The 17,643-nt window shown below is 65.6% G+C and carries 10 protein-coding genes; 2 read left to right on the top strand and 8 right to left on the bottom strand.

The features are described 5' to 3' along the window. Positions 1 to 2 precede the first annotated feature (2 nt). From treZ to ACVI1L_RS02090, 5 genes are read right to left on the bottom strand one after another with little or no spacing between them, the layout of a single operon-like run. Complete coding sequence (treZ, locus tag ACVI1L_RS02110; RefSeq protein ID WP_456782144.1) at positions 3 to 1,754, bottom strand: malto-oligosyltrehalose trehalohydrolase; 1,752 nt, start codon at positions 1,752 to 1,754, stop codon at positions 3 to 5. Beyond that, on the bottom strand, positions 1,751 to 3,823 hold the full coding sequence (gene glgX, locus ACVI1L_RS02105; RefSeq protein WP_456782143.1) for a glycogen debranching protein GlgX: 2,073 nt from the start codon (positions 3,821 to 3,823) through the stop codon (positions 1,751 to 1,753). Before glgX ends, treZ begins: the two co-directional genes overlap by 4 nt. Before the next feature lie 3 nt (positions 3,824 to 3,826). Beyond that, positions 3,827 to 5,974, bottom strand: coding sequence for a 1,4-alpha-glucan branching protein GlgB (gene glgB, locus ACVI1L_RS02100; RefSeq protein ID WP_168856921.1), 2,148 nt, complete (start codon positions 5,972 to 5,974; stop codon positions 3,827 to 3,829). Further along, a complete protein-coding gene (gene treS / locus ACVI1L_RS02095; protein WP_229189653.1) occupies positions 5,971 to 9,276 on the bottom strand; it encodes a maltose alpha-D-glucosyltransferase in 3,306 nt (1,101 codons plus the stop codon). The genes glgB and treS overlap by 4 nt, the downstream gene beginning before the upstream one ends. Positions 9,277 to 9,286: 10 nt before the next feature. Then, a complete protein-coding gene (locus ACVI1L_RS02090) occupies positions 9,287 to 11,236 on the bottom strand; it encodes an alpha-1,4-glucan--maltose-1-phosphate maltosyltransferase (protein WP_456782142.1) in 1,950 nt (649 codons plus the stop codon). A 203-nt stretch (positions 11,237 to 11,439) separates the two neighbouring features. Here ACVI1L_RS02090 and malQ point away from each other — a divergent pair, with 203 nt between their 5' ends. Together malQ and ACVI1L_RS02080 are read left to right on the top strand one after the other, a co-directional pair. After that, a complete protein-coding gene (gene malQ / locus ACVI1L_RS02085; protein WP_057014883.1) occupies positions 11,440 to 13,389 on the top strand; it encodes a 4-alpha-glucanotransferase in 1,950 nt (649 codons plus the stop codon). 15 nt (positions 13,390 to 13,404) lie between these two features. Beyond that, positions 13,405 to 15,213 (top strand): glycoside hydrolase family 15 protein, encoded by a 1,809-nt coding sequence (locus tag ACVI1L_RS02080; RefSeq protein ID WP_076823940.1) that lies wholly within the window; start codon positions 13,405 to 13,407, stop codon positions 15,211 to 15,213. 360 nt (positions 15,214 to 15,573) lie between these two features. Here ACVI1L_RS02080 and ACVI1L_RS02075 read toward each other — a convergent pair whose 3' ends face one another. From ACVI1L_RS02075 to pgl, 3 genes are read right to left on the bottom strand one after another with little or no spacing between them, the layout of a single operon-like run. Beyond that, positions 15,574 to 16,377 carry an HAD family hydrolase gene (locus ACVI1L_RS02075; protein ID WP_456782141.1) on the bottom strand — a complete coding sequence of 268 codons (804 nt, stop codon included), beginning with the start codon at positions 16,375 to 16,377 and terminating at the stop codon, positions 15,574 to 15,576. After that, entirely contained in the window at positions 16,374 to 16,862 is a 489-nt protein-coding gene (locus ACVI1L_RS02070) for a gluconokinase (protein WP_233285885.1), read from the bottom strand. The genes ACVI1L_RS02075 and ACVI1L_RS02070 overlap by 4 nt, the downstream gene beginning before the upstream one ends. A gap of 28 nt (positions 16,863 to 16,890) precedes the next feature. Then, on the bottom strand, positions 16,891 to 17,643 hold the full coding sequence (gene pgl / locus ACVI1L_RS02065) for a 6-phosphogluconolactonase (protein ID WP_076823948.1): 753 nt from the start codon (positions 17,641 to 17,643) through the stop codon (positions 16,891 to 16,893).

Raw genomic sequence — 17,643 nt, 5'->3', positions numbered from 1 at the left:
TGCTATCCGATGTGCCAGCGCACCGCCCAGCCGGGGAGGTCGCTCGACAACGCGCCGCCCCAGATCGCAGTTCCCTTCGGCTCCGGTCCATCGGGGATGTCGCGAGCGGACAAATTGGCGGTCAGCCGCAGCGTGCTGCCGTCGCCCATCTGCCAATGCGCCGTCAACAGGTCGCCAGCCACGATGGCATCGCCGAAACGGCACCCTTTGAGCCGGGGCATGATCTCCTGCCGGCGAACGGCGAGCAGGTCGCGCACCAGCGCAAGCCGCGCGCGCGCCGGATCATGGCCGAGCGCCGCCCAGTCGAGCACGGCCGATCGCACCGTTTCGTCGGCAAGCGGGTCGGGAATGTCGTTGCCATATTTGGCATAGGCCCAGGCGAACTCCTTGCGCCGTCCGGCGCGGACGGCATTGGCGAGGTCGCCCTTGAAATCGCAGAAGAACGGGAAGGGCGTCGTCGCGCCCCATTCCTCGCCCATGAACAGCATCGGCGTGGTCGGCGCGATCAGCGTCACCGCCAGCGCCGCCGCGACCGCCGCCGGCCGGGCAATGCTGACGAGACGATCGCCGAGCGGCCGGTTGCCGATCTGGTCGTGGTTCTGCAGGAAGTTGATGAAGCAGGTCGGCGACAGCATGCCGCTCGGCTCGCCGCGGGCCTTGCCGCCCCAGAACTCCGAGACTTCGCCCTGGTAGATGTAGCCGGACGACAGCGCGCGTGCGAGGTCCTGCTTCGGCGCCCGGTAGTCGCCATAATAGCCCTGCGTCTCGCCGGTCAGCAGCACGTGCCAGGCGTGATGATAGTCGTCGTTCCATTGGCCGCGGAATTTGCCGTGCGGCGGATTCTCGGCGGCATCGAGCAGGCTTGCAATGTTGTCGCCGTTTTCGAGCACGAGGTTGATATAGCGGCCGGTCTCGGTGGCGAGCTTGCCGGCGGCATTGCTGAAGTCATGGAGCACCGAGACTTCGCCGGCTTCGACGATGGTGTTGACCGCATCGAACCGCAGCCCGTCGAAGCGATAGTCGCGCAGCCAGCTCACCACGCTGCCGATCGCAAACGCACGCACCTCGGGCACGCGATAGTCGATCGCGCTGCCCCACGGCGTGTGCGCGTCACTGAAGAAGGACGGCGCATAGCGGCCGAGATAATTCCCCTCGGGGCCGAAATGGTTATAGACCACGTCGAGCATCACCATCAGCCCGCGCAGATGCGCTTCGTCGATCAGGGTCTTCAGGTCCTCGGGCCGGCCGTAGGCGCTGTCGGGCGCGTACCACAGCACGCCGTCATAGCCCCAGTTGCGCTTCCCGGCGAAATCCGCCAGCGGCATCAGCTCGAGCGCGGTGATGCCGGTCGCCACGAGATGATCGAGCTTGTCGATCATGGCGCGATAGGTGCCCTCTCGGGTGAAGGTGCCGACATGGGCCTCGAGGACGACGGCCTCATGCCAGGGGCGTCCGCGCCAGTCCGTCGCGCGCCACTTGAAGGCGGCGTGGTCGACCACATCGCTCGGGCCGAACACGTCGTCCGGCTGGAATGCGGAGGCGGGATCCGGCACATCGACTTCGTCATCGATGCGGAATTTGTAACGCGTGCCGGCGCGCGCGCCCGGGACCTCGGCGACGTACCAGCCGGCTGCATCGCGCGTGAGCGGATGCGGGTTGTCGAGCAGGAGGTCGACGCGCTTGGCCGCCGGCGCCCAGAGCCGGAAGCGCGTGCCGTCAGGTGTCAGCTCGGCGCCGAAATGTTGTCTGTTCATGTGGAGCCTGCAAATGCCAGCACCGAGCGCGGCGGTGCCCTGGTATCGGCGCCGGATGCGAATTGCTCAGCCGTTTGCTCGGCCTTGGTCGTGTTCAAGACCTGCCGCCAGCTCCTGTATTCCGCCATCCTCGGCATCCTGAACACGATCTCCTGCGGTGCGGCATTGAGCACGATAAAGATCGGCGCCTGTCCTGGTTCCATCGGCCCCAGCACATAGGCGAGGAATCGGCTCTCGGGGAATTTCCAGTCGGATTCCTTCATCTCTTCGGCCGCGGGCGTCAGCCAGAGCACGCCGTAGCTGCCGTCGGTGCGGCGGCCGTCGAGCCAGCGCTGGCAGCGGATTTGGCCGAAGCGCTGGCGCAGTGCGGTGAGGTGGCTGATGAAATCGATGGCGTCGTCGTCCGTGCCGAGGTTCTCCCAGCCGATCCAGCCGGTCTCGTTGTCCTGGCAATAGGCGTTGTTGTTGCCACCTTGCGTGTTCGCGACCTCGTCGCCGGCGAGGATCAGCGGCGTGCCCTGTGCGAGCAGCAGGCAGGCCAGCGCATTCTTCCGCAGCTGGCGGCGCAGCGCGATGATGGCAGGATCGTCGGTCGGGCCCTCATGGCCGCAATTGTTGCTGTGATTGTCGTTGGAGCCGTCGCGATTGTCCTCGCCGTTGGCCTCGTTGTGCTTCTCGTTGTAGCTGAAGAGATCGGCGAGCGTGAAACCGTCATGCACCGTGATGTGGTTGACGCTGGCGCGGGTCGCGCGGTTGTCGTGGTGAAACAAATCCGACGACGCGGTCATGCGGCCCGAGATGTCGCCGATCAGGCTGCCTTCGCCGCTCCAGTAGCGCCGCATCGCGCTGCGATAGCGGTCATTCCATTCCGACCATTGCGATGGAAACGCACCGACCTGGTAGCCGCCGAGACCGAGGTCCCAGGGCTCGGCGACCATCTTGGCGGTTGCCAGCACCGGGTCCTGGCGGATCGCGGTGAGGAAGGGGTGGTTGCGATCGAACCCGTTCGGCCCGCGCGCCAGCGTGGTGGCGAGATCGAAGCGGAAGCCGTCGACATGGCAGACCTCGACCCAGTAGCGCAGCGAATCCATTACCATCTGCAGCACGCGCGGATGGGTGAGGTTGACCGAGCTGCCGCAGCCGGTGAAGTCGTCGTAGAAGCGCGGGTTCTCGCGGTTCAGCCAGTAATAGGAGGCATTGTCGATGCCGCGGAAGCACAGCGTCGGGCCCATATGGTTGCCCTCGGCGGTGTGGTTATAGACGACGTCGAGCAACACCTCGATGCCGGCATCGTGCAGCCGCGCCACCGTGGTGCGGAAGGAATCGAGCGCATTGTCCTGGGCGTAGCGCGCCTCCGGCGCGAAGAAGGCGATGGTGTTGTAGCCCCAGTAGTTCGCCAGCTTCTTCTCGACCAGGATACGGTCGTCGATCAGGCCGTGGATCGGCAACAGCTCGATGGTGGTGACGCCGAGCCGCTTGAGGTGGGCGATCATCGCCGGTGACGACAGGCCGCCATAGGTGCCGCGCAGGTTCGGCGGCACGTCCTCGCGCTTCTGCGTCAGGCCCTTGACGTGGGCCTCGTAGATGATGGTGTCTTCCCAGGGGATATGCGGCCGGATCTCGCGGCGGCCCCAGTTGAAGGTCTCGTCGACCACGACCGCCTTCGGCATGCCGCGGGCATTGTCGCGCCGGTCGAACGAAAGGTCCTCGCGCGCGCTGCCGGTGCGGTAGGCGAAATGCGCATCGCTCCATACCAGCCGGCCGGCGAGCCGCTTGGCGTAGGGGTCGAGCAGCAGCTTGTTGGCGTTGAAGCGATGGCCGCGCTCCGGCGCGTAGGGCCCGTAGACGCGATAGCCGTAGAGCTGGCCCGGCGAGACGTCGTTGAGATAGCAGTGCCAGACGTCTTCGGTGCGCTCCGGCATCTCGATCCGCTCGAGCTCGCGGCGACCCTGGCCGTCGAACAGGCACAGCTCCACCTTCTCCGCGTTCGCCGAGAACAGCGCAAAATTGGTGCCTCTGCCGTCCCAGCTTGCACCGAGCCGTGCGGACGTACCCCCGGTCAGTCGCATCAATCAGCTTTCCGGTACGAGGAAGATCGCAGCCAGCGGCGGAATGGTCAGGCTCAGCTCGGGCGTGGCGTCCTCCGATGCGCGCACCTCGCCGACATTGCCGACATTGGTGCCGCCGTAATGCGCGGAATCCGAGTTGAACACCTCGTGCCACTTGCCCGCGAACGGCACCGGGACGCGATAGTTGCGGTAGACGTTGGGTGAGAAGTTCGCGATCACGAGGCAGCGTGCGCGCTCGGCATTGCCCTTGCGGATCCAGGCAAACACGTTGTTGTTGGCATCGTCGGTGATGACCCATTCGAAGCCGGCCTGGTCGCAGTCGAGCTCGTGCAGCGCCGGCAGCGCGCGATAGAGCCGATTGAGGTCGCGGACCAGGTTCTGGATGCCGCTGTGCCTCGGCTGTTGCAGCAGATGCCAATCGATCGAGTAGTCGTGATTCCACTCGCGTTCCTGGCCGAACTCGCAGCCCATGAACATCAGCTTCTTGCCGGGGTGGCCGAACATGAAGCTGTAATAGGCGCGCAAATTGGCAAAGCGCTGCCAGTCGTCGCCGGGCATGCGGCCGAGGATCGAGCGCTTGCCGTGCACCACCTCGTCGTGGGACAGCGGCAGGATGAAATTCTCCGAGAAGGCGTAGTGCAGGCCGAACAGGATGTCGCCGTGATGGTATTTGCGGTGGATGGGATCCTTGCCGATATATTTCAGCGTGTCGTGCATCCAGCCCATGTTCCACTTGTAGCCGAAGCCGAGCCCGCCATACTCGACGGGACGCGACACCTGCGGCCATGCGGTGGATTCTTCCGCCGCCGTCGTCGCCTGCGGAAAATGCGCGAACAATTCGGTGTTGAAGCGGCGCAGGAAGTCGATCGCCTCGATGTTCTCCCGGCCGCCATATTTGTTCGGAATCCAGCCACCGGCGGGACGGCTGTAGTCGAGATAGAGCATGGAGGCGACGGCATCGACGCGCAGCCCGTCGATGCCGTAGCGATCGAGCCAGAACAGTGCGTTCGACACCAGGAAGTTGGTGATCTCGGTGCGCCCGTAATTGTAGATCAGCGTGCCCCAGTCGAGGTGACGGCCCTGCAGCGGATTGGCGTGCTCGTAGAGCGCGGTGCCGTCGAAATTGCCGAGCCCGTGCGGATCATCGGGGAAATGCCCGGGCACCCAGTCGAGCAGCACGGCGAGCCCTGCGCCGTGGCAGGCGTCGATCAGCGCGGCGAAATCGTCCGGCGAGCCGAAGCGGCTGGTCGGTGCGAACATGCCCGTCGGCTGGTAGCCCCAGGAGCCGTCGAACGGATGCTCTGATATCGGCAGGAATTCGACGTGGGTAAAGCCCATGTCGCTGGCATAGGCCGGCAGCTGCTCCGCCATCTCGCGATAGGTCAGCCACTCGTTGCGCCCCTTGCGCCGCCACGATCCGAGATGGACCTCGTAGATCGACATCGGCGAGCTCAGCGCGTTGACGCGATCCGGCGCCGGGCGCGGATGCGGGATCTTGCGCTCGTCGATCACGATCGAGGCGGTCTTCGGGCGCACCTCGGCGGCGAACGCCAGGGGATCGGACTTCAGCGGCAGATGCTGGCCGTTGCGCCCGATGATCTCGAACTTGTAGTGGTCGCCGACCCTTGCACGCGGGATGAACAGTTCCCAGTAGCCCGGGCCGCGCACGCGCATCGGATGCCGCCGTCCGTCCCAGAAATTGAAGTCGCCGACCACGCTGACCCGGCGCGCATTCGGCGCCAGCACCACGAAGCCGATGCCGTCGACGCCGTCGAGCGTCATCGGATGCGCGCCGAGCGTGTCGTAGACGCGCTGATGCGTGCCTTCGCCGAGCAGATAGAGATCGAAATCGCTCAGGATCGGCGGAAAGCGGTAGGCATCCTCCAGCTCGACGACGTTGTCGCCGAAACGGGCGCGGAGCTGGTAGCGCGTCGAGCCGTTCGGCAGGGGGCCTGCGAACAGGCCGGCGTCATGGATCCGCGCCAGCTGTGCGGTCTCGCCATGCTCGCCGATCGCCTCGACATTGCTGGCATCGGGCAGGAAGGCGCGCACGACGTTGCGGTCCCCCTCGGGGTGAAGCCCGAGATAGTGGAAGGGGTCGGAGTGGCGGCCCTCGATGATGGCATAGGCCTCGGCGGGCAGTTTGCTCATGCAACCTCATGCGGCTGTTGCGCCAGGATCCTCAGCAGGCCGGTGAGCGGCACCCGCAGCCAATCCGGCCGGTTGGCCAGCTCATACTCGATCTCATAGAAGGCTTTCTCAAGCAGGAAAAAACTGAGCAGGCGGTCGGCCGTCTTGGCGTCGGCGGGCCACAGCCGCTGGCCGGCCACCGTCTCGCGATAGGCCGCCAGCAGGGTATCCGCGGCCTGGTCGCGCCATTCGGCCAAGGCGAGGCTCAGCCGGCCGCTCTCGTCGGGGGAGACCTTGAGCGTGCGTTCCAGCGCGGCGGTCGCCGCATAGTCGATCGAACGGATCAGGCCGGCGACGTCGCGCGCCGGCGGTGCCTTGCGCCGCCGCTCGGCGATGGTGCGGCCCGGTCCGCCGTCGAAATCGATGATGAAGACGTCGTCCTTGACCACCAGCAACTGACCGAGATGCAGGTCGCCGTGATGGCGGATATTGAACCCGTCGGTTTCGCGCGGCAGCAGCGCCTTGAGCCGCTCCGGCAGCGTGTCGTGCTGGGCCTGCAACTGATCGGCCAGCAGCCGGTCGGCCTCCCTCAGTGAGCCGCGCCGCTGCTTCAGCGTATCGAACACGCGCTCGGCCCGCGCCATGATCTCGTCGGCCCAGCGCTGCAGGTCGTCGGGCTTGGTCGGCTCGGGCGCGAAGTCCGGCAGGTCGCGGTTGCTGGCGAGCGCCAGATGCAGCTCGGCCAGCCGCTTTCCGCTATGCGACATGTGGCGCAGATAGGTGGCCTGGTCGCCGTTCTCCACGGGGTGCTCGCTCACTGTCAGCAGGCGCTGCCGTTCGACCAGGCGGTCGAGGTGTGCGCCTGCGATGGTCCAGAGGTCGCCCTGGTTGACGACCATCGCATGCAGGACGGCGATGGCGCTGCGCTTGTCGCCCTCGATCAGCTCGGCGGTGCCGAGCAAGGCAGGGGTGTTCGGAAAGTTGACCACCTCGGTGAGGAAGCGGCCCATCTCGATCTCCGGATTGATGCCGACCTCGAGCTTGCGATAGATCTTGGTGACATATTCGTTGTCGACCAGCGCGGTCGAATGCGGCTGGTCGTTCTCGAACACCCGGATACGCTCGGGCTGCCGCACCGGCCGGTCGGAGAAGCGGCTGGTCGGCCGGAATTCGAGCTTGAGGCCTTGCTCGCCTTCGTCGACCGTGAGGTTTTCCCGCAGGTTGCGCAGGAACAAGCCGGTGAAGATCTGGTCGGTGGCAACGTCGAGCAGCGTGCCCTCGCGCGCGCCCTGGCGTATCGCGGCGAAGGCGCGCGGGTTGTAGCGCTCGCGGTCGAAGCGCACCCACTCGATCTGCATCGGCAGCACGTAGCGGCTGGTGGTGCCGCGCTGCGTGGTCTCGAAGAAGGCGAGCCACGGCCGGTTGTCGCCGATGTCGCAGAACGGGATCGCGGAGACCAGCACCGGCTGGATCGCGCTCGCCGATCGTTCCGGATACCAGCGCGTGCGGGCGAGATGACCGGGCAGCACGTCGTGCTCGAACACGCCGCGGGTGCGCGCCAGTGACATCCAGGTCGAATTCAGCGGCACCACCAGCGTCTCGAATTCCGGCACCGCGCGCGGCGTCACCGGCTCGGATTTGTCGCGCTCCTGCAGCTGGAACCAGTAGAAGCCGTACGGCGCGAGCGTGATCATGTAGGGCAGCTCGCCGATAGCCGGGAAGCGCGTGCGGCCGAGCATCTCGAGCGGAATGCGGTCCTTGAAGGCGGAGAGGTCGAGCTCGGTGGCCTGCGCCGACCGCGACAGATTGGCGATGCACAGGATCGCCTCACCCTGGTACTGGCGCACATAGGCCAGCACCGAGCGGTTCTCCGGGCGGATGAAGGTCATGGTGCCGCGCCCGAAGGCAAGCGTCGACTTGCGTACCGCGATCAGCCGCTTGGTCGCCGACAGCAGCGACGACAGGCTGCGTGACTGCGCCTCGACATTGACGGATTCATAGCCGTAGACCGGGTCCATGATCATCGGCGCGTAGAGCCGCGCCGGGTCGGCGCGCGAGAAGCCGCCGTTGCGGTCCGGCGACCACTGCATTGGCGTCCGCACGCCGTTGCGATCGCCGAGATAGATGTTGTCGCCCATGCCGATCTCGTCGCCGTAATAGATGATCGGCGTGCCCGGGAACGACAGCAGCAGTGAGTTCATCAGCTCGATCTTGCGCCGGTCGTTGTCCATCAGCGGCGCAAGGCGGCGGCGGATGCCGACATTGATGCGGGCGCGCGGATCGTTGGCGTACGTCGACCACAGATAGTCGCGCTCGACGTCGGTGACCATTTCCAGCGTCAGCTCGTCGTGATTGCGCAGGAACAGCGCCCACTGCGCAGCGGCGGGAATGTCGGGCGTCTGCCGCAGGATGTCGGTGATCGGAAAGCGGTCTTCCTGGGCGATCGCCATGTAGATGCGCGGCATCAGCGGGAAGTGATAGGCCATGTGGCATTCGTCGCCATGGCCGAAATATTCCTGCACGTCCTCCGGCCATTGATTGGCTTCGGCCAGCAGGATCTTGCCCTTGGCATAGGCGTCGAGCTCCTGGCGCAGCCGCTTGATGATGGCATGCGTCTCCGGCAGGTTCTCGTTGTTGGTGCCGTCGCGCTCGCACAGATAGGGAATGGCGTCGAGCCGGAAACCGTCGACGCCGGTGTCGAGCCAGCGCTTCATCACCTGCACGATGGCGCGCACCACGCGCGGATTGTCGAAATTCAGGTCCGGCTGGTGCGAGAAGAAGCGGTGCCAGTAGAACTGGCCGGCCTCCGGATCCCAGGTCCAGTTCGACTTCTCCGTATCGGTAAAAATAATCCTTGTATCGAGGTATTTCTGGTCGGTGTCGCTCCAGACGTACCAGCTGCGCGCGCTCGAATTCGGCGGGCTGCGGCGCGCGCGCTTGAACCACGCATGCTGGTCCGAGGTGTGGTTGACGACCAGCTCGGTGATGACGCGCAGGCCGCGCTTCTTGGCCTCCTGGATGAAGCGCTTGAAGTCCTTCATCGTCCCGAAATCGGGATTGATGTCGCCGTAGTCGCCGATGTCGTAGCCGTCGTCGCGGCCGGGCGAGGGATAGAACGGCAACAGCCACAGCGCGGTGACGCCGAGCTCCTGCAGATAGCCGAGTTTCTCCGTCAGCCCCGCGAAGTCGCCGATGCCGTCATTGTTGCTGTCGGCAAATGCCTTGACATGCAGCTGGTAAATGATCGCGTCCTTGTACCACAGCTGGTCCGCAGTCTCGGTTGCGACCTTCTCCTGGGTATTGACGGAGGAGAATACGTTCATGACGGCTCCTTCAGGCGACACAGCGCAGCAGCAACGCGGGATCGCGCGCAGGATCTATACGTAGACGGATGCCTCCCCATTCGAGCGCGTGGCGCTCTCCGGTGACAAGGTCTTCCACTGCCGAGACGGGGCGGCGGGCATCGCCACGGCCGACCATGACGTCGCCGAGCGGCAGCCAGACCTCACGCAACTCGGCTGATAATGCAATCGCGGCCGCGATCACATTGCCCTGATCGACGGCCTCCTTGATGAAGCCGATCACGCCACCGTCATCGACACTGATAAAGCGCAAATTGGCGAATTGTTGCAGGGCCGGATTGCCGCGTCTGATCCGGTTGAGAGCTGCGATATAGGGCTTGATGTTCCCCGGCTGCTCCCAGTTGCGAACCCTGATCTCGTACTTCTCGGAGTTGAGATATTCCTCGCGGCCGGGGACCGGCGTGTGCTCGAGCAATTCGAAGCCGCTGTAGATGCCATAGCTGCTTGAAAGCGTCGCGGCCAGCGCGAGACGCGACTTGAACATCCAGGATTCGCCGCTTTGCAGGTGGAAGGGCAGGATGTCCGGTGTGTTGACGAAGAAATTCGGCCGAAAGAAGTCACGCTCGGGATAGGAGGTCAACTCGCCGAGATATTGTTCGAGCTCGAAGCGCTGCGTCCGCCAGGTGAAATAGCTGTAGGACTGTGTGAAGCCGAGCTTGGCGAGGCCCTTCATCAGTTTCGGGCGCGCGAAGGCTTCCGCAAGGAACAGCACGTCCGCGTCGCGGTCCCGCACCTCGCGGATCAGCCACTCCCAGAACGCCAGCGGCTTGGTGTGCGGATTGTCGACAAGGAAGATCCTGACGCCCTGTTCGACCCAGAACAGCACGACGTCGCGCAGTGCGCGCCACAGGGCGCCGGCGTCTTCGGACCCGAAATCCGGGTTCACGATATCATCCCAGCGCTGCGGGGGATGCTCGGCGGTGCGCATCGATCCGTCCGGGCGCCGCTTGAACCACTCTGGATGTTCGTTCAGCCAGGGATGATCGGGGGAGCACTGCACGGCGAAATCGAGCGCGACCTCGAGGCCATGCGCCTGGCTTGCCGCCACGAAGGCGCGGACGTCGTCGAGCGTGCCGAGTTCCGGATGCACGGCGTCGTGGCCGCCCTCGGCTGCGCCGATCGCATAGGGGCTGCCGGGATCGCCCGTCTGTGCGATCGCGGCATTGTTGCGGCCCTTGCGGTGCTGCCGGCCGATCGGGTGGATCGGCGCGAGCAGGACGACGTCAAAGCCCATCGCGGCGATGTCGGGAAGCCGCGCGATGCAGTCGTTGAAGGTTGCATGCATGCCCGGTGTCTTGCCCTGGCTGCGCGGAAACATCTGGTACCATGCGCCGCTGCGCGCCTGCGGGCGGTCCGCGGTCAGCGGGTAGAGCTGCGATCGCATCAGATCGCGCCGAAACTGGCTGCCGGCCATCGCCTCCCGCAATTCGGGCGCGAGCAGCGCACCTGGTTCGCCGGTCTGCAGAAAGATTTCGCACTGCCTGATGATGACGGCCGCCGCCGCCGGGCTGCCGGCCTGCGCCTGGGTCAGCATGCCCGCGCCTTCGAGCGCGTCCAGCGTGTGATCGCCGCCGTCGCGCGGCGTCTGCTCGAAACGATGCCGCCAGCTGGCGAATTCATCGGTCCAGGCCTCGATCGCGAAGGCGTAGCGGCCGGGCCGGTCGGGCACGAAAGCGCCGCCCCAGCGGTCGTCGCTGTGCGCCGTCATCGGCGCGACCTGCCATTCGCTGTCGCCCTCGCGCCGCCACACCAATGCCGCCGATATCACGTCATGTCCGGCACGGTAGATGTCGGCCCACACTTCGACAGGTTCGCCCACAATGCGCTTGACCGGAAAGCGGCCTCCATCAACCGACGGATAGACATCGGTGATATGAAAAGTGCCATGGGCACTCTCGACAGGCCGGAGGGTTTTGTTCACGGTGATGCCGCCATTAAAAATGCAAATGACGTCCCGGCGCCGGGAAGGAGGCGCGCCAGACCCATATAGAAAGCCGCTCGCCGGGCAATGGTTCCCGGTGGGAACGCCGGATAGGGTAGAGCGTTGAACATCAACTATCCCTTTCCCGTATCTGTACAATTTAGCAACGATCCACCTACCGTTGCGAGCAGGCAGCGTGCCGAATGGACCTTTACGCCAAAGCCCAGACCCTGGGAATCCAGACCGAGTATATCGATGGCAGCGGTCACCGCCGTGTGACAACCCCCGAGGCGCTCACGGTGATCCTCGATGCGCTGCCGCCGCAGGCGCCCCGTCGGATCATCGCCGATCCCGTGGTGGTCAGAGGCGGCCAGGCTGCGCAAACGCAGCTCTCGGAAGCTGCCCGGCTTCCGGTGCAATGGAAGCTTGCGAATGGCACCGGGGTGCTCGCGCAGGGCGAGGCGCGTGAGCGCAGTGTGACGTGGCCGTCAGGTCTGCCCGAAGGCGTGCACCGGTTGCAGCTATCGGACGCATCTGGCAGCGAGGAGCTGCCGCTGCTGGTGGCGCCGCACGGCGCCTTCGGCGGCGAGTTCGACCGCTGCTGGGTGATCGCGGTGCAACTCTACGGCGTGCGGTCCGCGCGCAACTGGGGCATCGGTGACTTCACCGACCTGCAGCACCTGCTCGAATTCGCCCACCGGCTCGGCGCCGACGGCGTCGGGCTCAATCCGCTGCATGCGCTGTTCGACGATCGGCCCGGCGATTGCAGCCCGTACTCGCCGAACAGCCGGCTGTTCCTCAATGCGCTTTACATCGACGTCGAGCAGATTCCCGAATTCCGCGTCGATGCCGAGACTAAGGCCGCGCTGGCACCGCTCCGCAGCCACGACATGGTCGACTATGTCGGCGTCGCGGCGCAGAAATGGCCCGCGTTGCGCGCGGCGTTCGCGGCCTTCAAGGCCAACCCGGGCCTCGGCCGCTGGCAGGATTTCGAGGCCTATCGCAACGAGCAGGGCACGCTGCTGTCGCGCTTCGCCTGCTTCGAGGTGATGCGGCACAAATTCAACACGCCGTGGTGGGAATGGCCGGACGAATGGCGGCAGCCGAGCGACGCAGCTTGTGCAAAATTGCGCCGCTCGCGCGACTCTGCCGCCGAGGTCGAGTTCTTCGAATTCGTGCAATGGACCGCGGACCGTCAACTCGGCGCCTGCCAGGCGCTGGCGCACAAGCGCGGCATGCGGGTCGGGCTTTATCTCGACGTCGCCGTCGGCGTGCAGTCGGACGGGTTCGACGCCTGGAATGAGCAGATCGCGATCTCGCGCCATCTCGGCGTCGGCGCGCCGCCTGACCCGCTCAACACGGCGGGCCAGGACTGGGGGCTTGCCGGCTTCAACGCCGCGGGCCTTGAACAGCGCTCGTTCGAGCCGTTCAGGCAGATGCTGCGCGCCTCGATGCACCACGCCGGCGCAATCAGGCTCGACCACGCGTTCGGGCTGAAGCGGCTCTATCTGGTACCGCGCGGCTTCGGCCCGGCCAATGGCGCCTATGTGCTGATGCCGTTCGAGGCGCTGCTGGCGGCGACCGCGCAGGAGAGCGTGGCGAGCCGCTGCGTCGTGATCGGCGAGGACCTCGGCACCGTACCTCCCGGGTTCCGCGAGCAGATGAACGGCTGGGGCATCTGGTCCTATCTCGTGATGATGTTCGAGACCGACGACCAGGGCGTCTTCCGCAACGCCGACTACTATTTGCCGAATGCGCTGGTGACATTCAACACCCACGACCTCTCGACCTATGCGGGCTGGCGCTCGTTCAGCGACCTCAGGACCAAGCGTGCGCTCGGGATCGATCCCGGCGAGACCGACGAGGGGCGCTGGCACGCGCTCGGCCAGCTCGACGACGTGCTGCGCCGGCACGACATCCACGCGAACGATTTCTATTCGGTGGCGAGCTTCCTGGCACGGACGCGGTCGCGGATGATGGCGGTGTCGATGGAGGACCTGCTCGGCATTGTCGAGCAGCCGAACATCCCCGGCACCGTCTACGAGCATCCGAACTGGAAGCGGCGGCTCCCGGTCTCGATCGAGCATCTCGCGTCGGCGATCGACGTCGACGCCCTCAAGCGCGCGACCCGCGAGCGCTCGCACACCGGGTAACGCGGAGCGCGGCGCGTGGCCTCTCGTATCGAAGACTATGGGCTGATCGGAGATTGCGAGACCGCCGCGCTGGTCGGCCGCGACGGCTCGATCGACTGGCTGTGTTGGCCGGCGTTCGATTCCGACCCCTGCTTCGCGGCGCTGCTTGGCACGTCGAGGAACGGTCGCTGGCTGCTGGCGCCCACAGGCGAGATCAAGCAGACCTCGCGGCGCTACTGGGACGATACGCTGATCCTGGAGACCCGGTTCGAGGTGGAAGGCGGCGCGGTCGCGCTGATCGACTTCATGCCGCCGCGCGGCAACGCCTCCGATGTGGTCCGCCTCGTTCGCGGCATCAGCGGCCGCGTCAAGATGCGCATGGAGCTGGTGATCCGCTTCGGCTTCGGGGTCGATGTCCCATGGGTGCGGAAGAATCCGGATGGCGACGGGCTTCTGGCGATCAGCGGGCAGGACATGACCGTGCTGCGCACACCGGTCGAAACCCGCGGCAAGGATCTGACCACGATCGCCGATTTCGAGGTCGGCGAAGGCGACACCGTGCCGTTCGTCCTGACCTATGGACCGTCTTATCACCCGGTGCCGGAGGCGATCGACCCTGAGGCTGCGCTGAAGGACACCGAGGAATACTGGCGGGAATGGTGCAGCCGTTCGACCTATGACGGCAGCTATCAACGCGCCCTCGTGATGCGCTCGCTGATCACGCTGAAGGCGCTGACCTTCAGGCCGACCGGCGGCATCGTCGCGGCACCCACCACGTCGTTGCCGGAAAAGCTCGGTGGCGCGCGCAATTGGGACTACCGGTTCTGCTGGCTGCGCGACGCCACCTTTACGCTGCTGGCCCTGATGAATTCGGGCTACACCGAGGAAGCGGCGGCCTGGCACAACTGGCTGCTGCGGGCCGCAGCCGGCGCGCCGGCCAACATGCAGATCATGTACGGCATCCTGGGCCAGCGACGCCTCCTGGAATGGGAGGCAGGGTGGCTGTCCGGCTATGAAGGGGCGCAGCCGGTACGCGCCGGCAACGCCGCGCACGCGCAACTTCAGCTCGACGTCTATGGCGAGCTGATCGACGCCTTCCATCAGTCCCGCATGGCCAAGCTGAAGCTCGACGAAGAGAACTGGTCGCTCGAGTGCACCGTCGTCACCCATCTCGCCGATGTCTGGGATCAGCCGGATCACGGCATCTGGGAACGCCGCGGCACTCCCAGACACTATGTGTTCTCCAAGGTGATGTGCTGGGTCGCCTTCGACCGCGCCATCAAGAGCGCGGAGCGGTTCGGCTTCAAGGGGCCGCTCGTCAAATGGCGGGTGCTGCGCGAGGCCATTCATCGCGACGTCTGCCAACGCGGCTTCGATCCCGGCCTCAACAGTTTCGTCGAGAGCTATGGCTCAAAGTTGCTCGACGCCAGCCTGCTGCTGCTGCCGTCGGTCGGCTTCCTGCCGTCGGGCGATCCGCGCATCCGCGGCACGATCGACGCGGTCGAACGGCACATGATGCGCGACGGCTTCGTGCTGCGGCACGATCCGCGCGAGGTGTCCGATGAGGTCCAGCCGATCGAGGGCGCGTTCCTGGCCTGCAGCCTGTGGCTTGCCGACGCTCATGTGCTGGCGGGAGATGTCGACAAGGCGCAAACCATGTTCGACCGCGTCGTCGCGGTCGCCAACGATCTCGGATTGCTGGCGGAGGAGTTCGATTCCGGTGCCGGCCGGCAGACCGGCAATTTCCCGCAGGCGCTGACCCATATCGCGTTGATCAACACCGCGCACAATCTCAGCGCCGCCAGGGCCGACGCCGAGAAGCCTGCGGTGCAGCGTTCGACTTAAACCACCGCGGCGATGCCGCCCTCCATCTTCCGCTTGCGGGACCGCCGCAGGTCCGCGCTGCCAAAATATCGAAAACAACCCCATGCAAAGGAGCCGGCAGCTGCCGGCACTCGACCGGGCAACTTGACACGTCGGGCAAATCACGAATATACTTCCAATATTCCGAAATCGTGCGAGTGCGATCGGCCGCCTCAGGAACCGCGGATTCGTCGGGTGACAGGTCTCGCCGTGGCAAATGGCCGCGTGATCAGCGTGACGCGATCACATAATCGATTTGACTCGATTGCGATGTAGCGGACTGTAACGGCGATCACGCTGCGGCCCGCGCTCGATCACGCGTGGGGCGATCGTCCGAATGCTTCAGCGAAGCTGCAACACCGTGTCCATCGCGCGTGCGAAACCGTCCTGCTCGTTGGTCTCGGTGACATGGGTGGCGCGCGCCTTCACGTCATCGCTGGCATTGCCCATCGCGAAGGAGACGCCGCTTCGCGCGAACATCGGCAGATCGTTCTGCATGTCGCCGATCGTGGCGACGTTCTCCAGCGGCACGCCAAGGCGCTTCGCGATGCCCTCGACGAAGGTGCCCTTGTCGTGGCCCGGCGGGGTGACGTCGAGATAGTAGGTCTGCGAGCGGACCGCGGTGGCATCACGGCCGACCATCTGCTGCATCTCCGCCTCGCAGCGTTGCAGCAGGGCCGCATCCGAACTCGCGCCGACGATCTTGCAGGCCTGATCGAGATAGGGCGTGAAATCGCCGACGATGGTCGGATCATGCTTGATCGTGTGCTGCTCGTGGGCGGTGTACTCGCCGTCAGGGTTGCGCGTCAGCCAGCGGTCGTTGGTGAACAGCCAGATGTCGACGTCGCGCTCGCGCAGCATGTCGATGCAGCGTTTTGCGACCGCGGCCGGGATCAAATGCTGCTCGAGGGGCTTGAGCTGCGGATCGACGATCGAAGAGCCGTTGAAGGCGCCGATCGGCTGTGTGATCGCAAGCGGCGCAACCAGAAAGCCCATCCCGATCGTCGGCCGGCTGGAGACGATGGTGAAGCCGATGCCGGCCTCGTGCAGCCTGCGCACCGCCGCCCTGGCGCCGTCGGTCAAGGTCTTGTCCTTGGTGAGCAGCGTGCCGTCGACATCGGATACGACAAGGGCGATGCGGGTCATGTGCGGTCCAACTTCAGTTGATTGACGATGTCTTCGACGATGGTTTCGACCGGACGGTCGATCGCAACCGTGATCGGGCGTTCCTCCGGGGTCGGCGGCTCCAGCGTCTTGAACTGGCTGGCGAGCAGCCCCGGCGGCATGAAATGGCCCTTGCGCGCGCCGAGCCGCGTGGCGATCAGCTCCTGCGAGCCGTCGAGGAAGACGATGCGGATATCGTTGCGGCCATGCACCAGGATGTCGCGATAGGCGCGCTTCAGCGCGGAGCAGGCGATGACGGCGCGTTCGCGGACGCCGCAGGTGCGGTCGATCTCGTCGGCGATCGCGCGGAGCCAGGGCCAGCGATCCTCGTCGGTGAGCGGCTGGCCGGAATGCATTTTGGCGACATTGCTTGGTGGATGAAAACTGTCGCCGTCCTCGAAGCGCCAGCCGATCCTGATCGCCAGGCGGTCGGCGATGGTGCTCTTGCCCGAACCCGACACGCCCATCACGACCACTGCGCAGGGGTTTTGTCCGTCACCCACGAAAGTCCTCCGGCAGCGCGGCCTGATCGATCAGCCAGACGGTCTCGCCCAGCGATCGCGCGCGGTTTGCCGGCAGGTTCTCGCCTGCGAAGAGGCGCGTCAAGATCGCGCGCTTGTTCTCGCCCGCCACCTCGAACAGCATCTCGCGACAGGAGGCGAGGGCGGGCAGGGTCAGCGACACGCGCGGCACGAACGGCTCGACATTGGCCTTCGGCACGCCGACCACCCAGCGCTGGGTTTCCTCGACCGCGGGATAACCCGGAAACAGCGAGGCGGTATGGCCGTCGGGGCCGATGCCCATCAGCACCAGGTCGAACAGTGGCCGCTTCGGATCGAGCTGTTCGGCGCCGTAGAACGCCATCAGCTCGTTCTCGTACAGCGCCGCGCTGACGTCGGGATCCCTGAGATCGGCGGTATCGGTCGCGATCGGATGGACATTTGCAGCCGGTGCACAGCGGTCGAGGAAGGCCTGGCGCGCCATGCTCATGTTGTGCAGCTTGTCCTTGCGCGGCACCAGGCGCTCGTCGCCGATGAACCAGTCGATGCGGTCCCATGGAATCCTTTGGCGATAGTCCGGCGTCGCCAGCAGCTGATAGAGCGCCTTCGGGCTGGAGCCGCCGGTGAGGCACACCGCGATCCGGCCGCTGTTCTGGTCGATCCTGGCGATCACCCGCTCGGCGGCCGCCTGCGCCAGTGCCGCCGGATCGGCGACCGTGATGATCTGGCGCTCGCCGGTCGCGGTCAT

It is taken from the genome of Bradyrhizobium sp. USDA 4516 (genome assembly GCF_054055915.1).
Note: the sequence above shows the minus strand (reverse complement) of the source record. Positions and strands in the feature narration are given on the sequence as shown.

Excerpts from the sequence above, each read along its gene's own strand:
- treZ (WP_456782144.1), bottom strand. The coding sequence starts at position 1,754 with ATGAACAGACAACATTTCGGCGCCGAGCTGACACCTGACGGCACGCGC.
- glgX (WP_456782143.1), bottom strand. The coding sequence starts at position 3,823 with ATGCGACTGACCGGGGGTACGTCCGCACGGCTCGGTGCAAGCTGGGAC.
- glgB (WP_168856921.1), bottom strand. The coding sequence starts at position 5,974 with ATGAGCAAACTGCCCGCCGAGGCCTATGCCATCATCGAGGGCCGCCAC.
- treS (WP_229189653.1), bottom strand. The coding sequence starts at position 9,276 with ATGAACGTATTCTCCTCCGTCAATACCCAGGAGAAGGTCGCAACCGAG.
- malQ (WP_057014883.1), top strand. The coding sequence starts at position 11,440 with ATGGACCTTTACGCCAAAGCCCAGACCCTGGGAATCCAGACCGAGTAT.
- ACVI1L_RS02075 (WP_456782141.1), bottom strand. The coding sequence starts at position 16,377 with ATGACCCGCATCGCCCTTGTCGTATCCGATGTCGACGGCACGCTGCTC.
- ACVI1L_RS02070 (WP_233285885.1), bottom strand. The coding sequence starts at position 16,862 with ATGGGCGTGTCGGGTTCGGGCAAGAGCACCATCGCCGACCGCCTGGCG.
- pgl (WP_076823948.1), bottom strand. The coding sequence starts at position 17,643 with ATGACCGCGACCGGCGAGCGCCAGATCATCACGGTCGCCGATCCGGCG.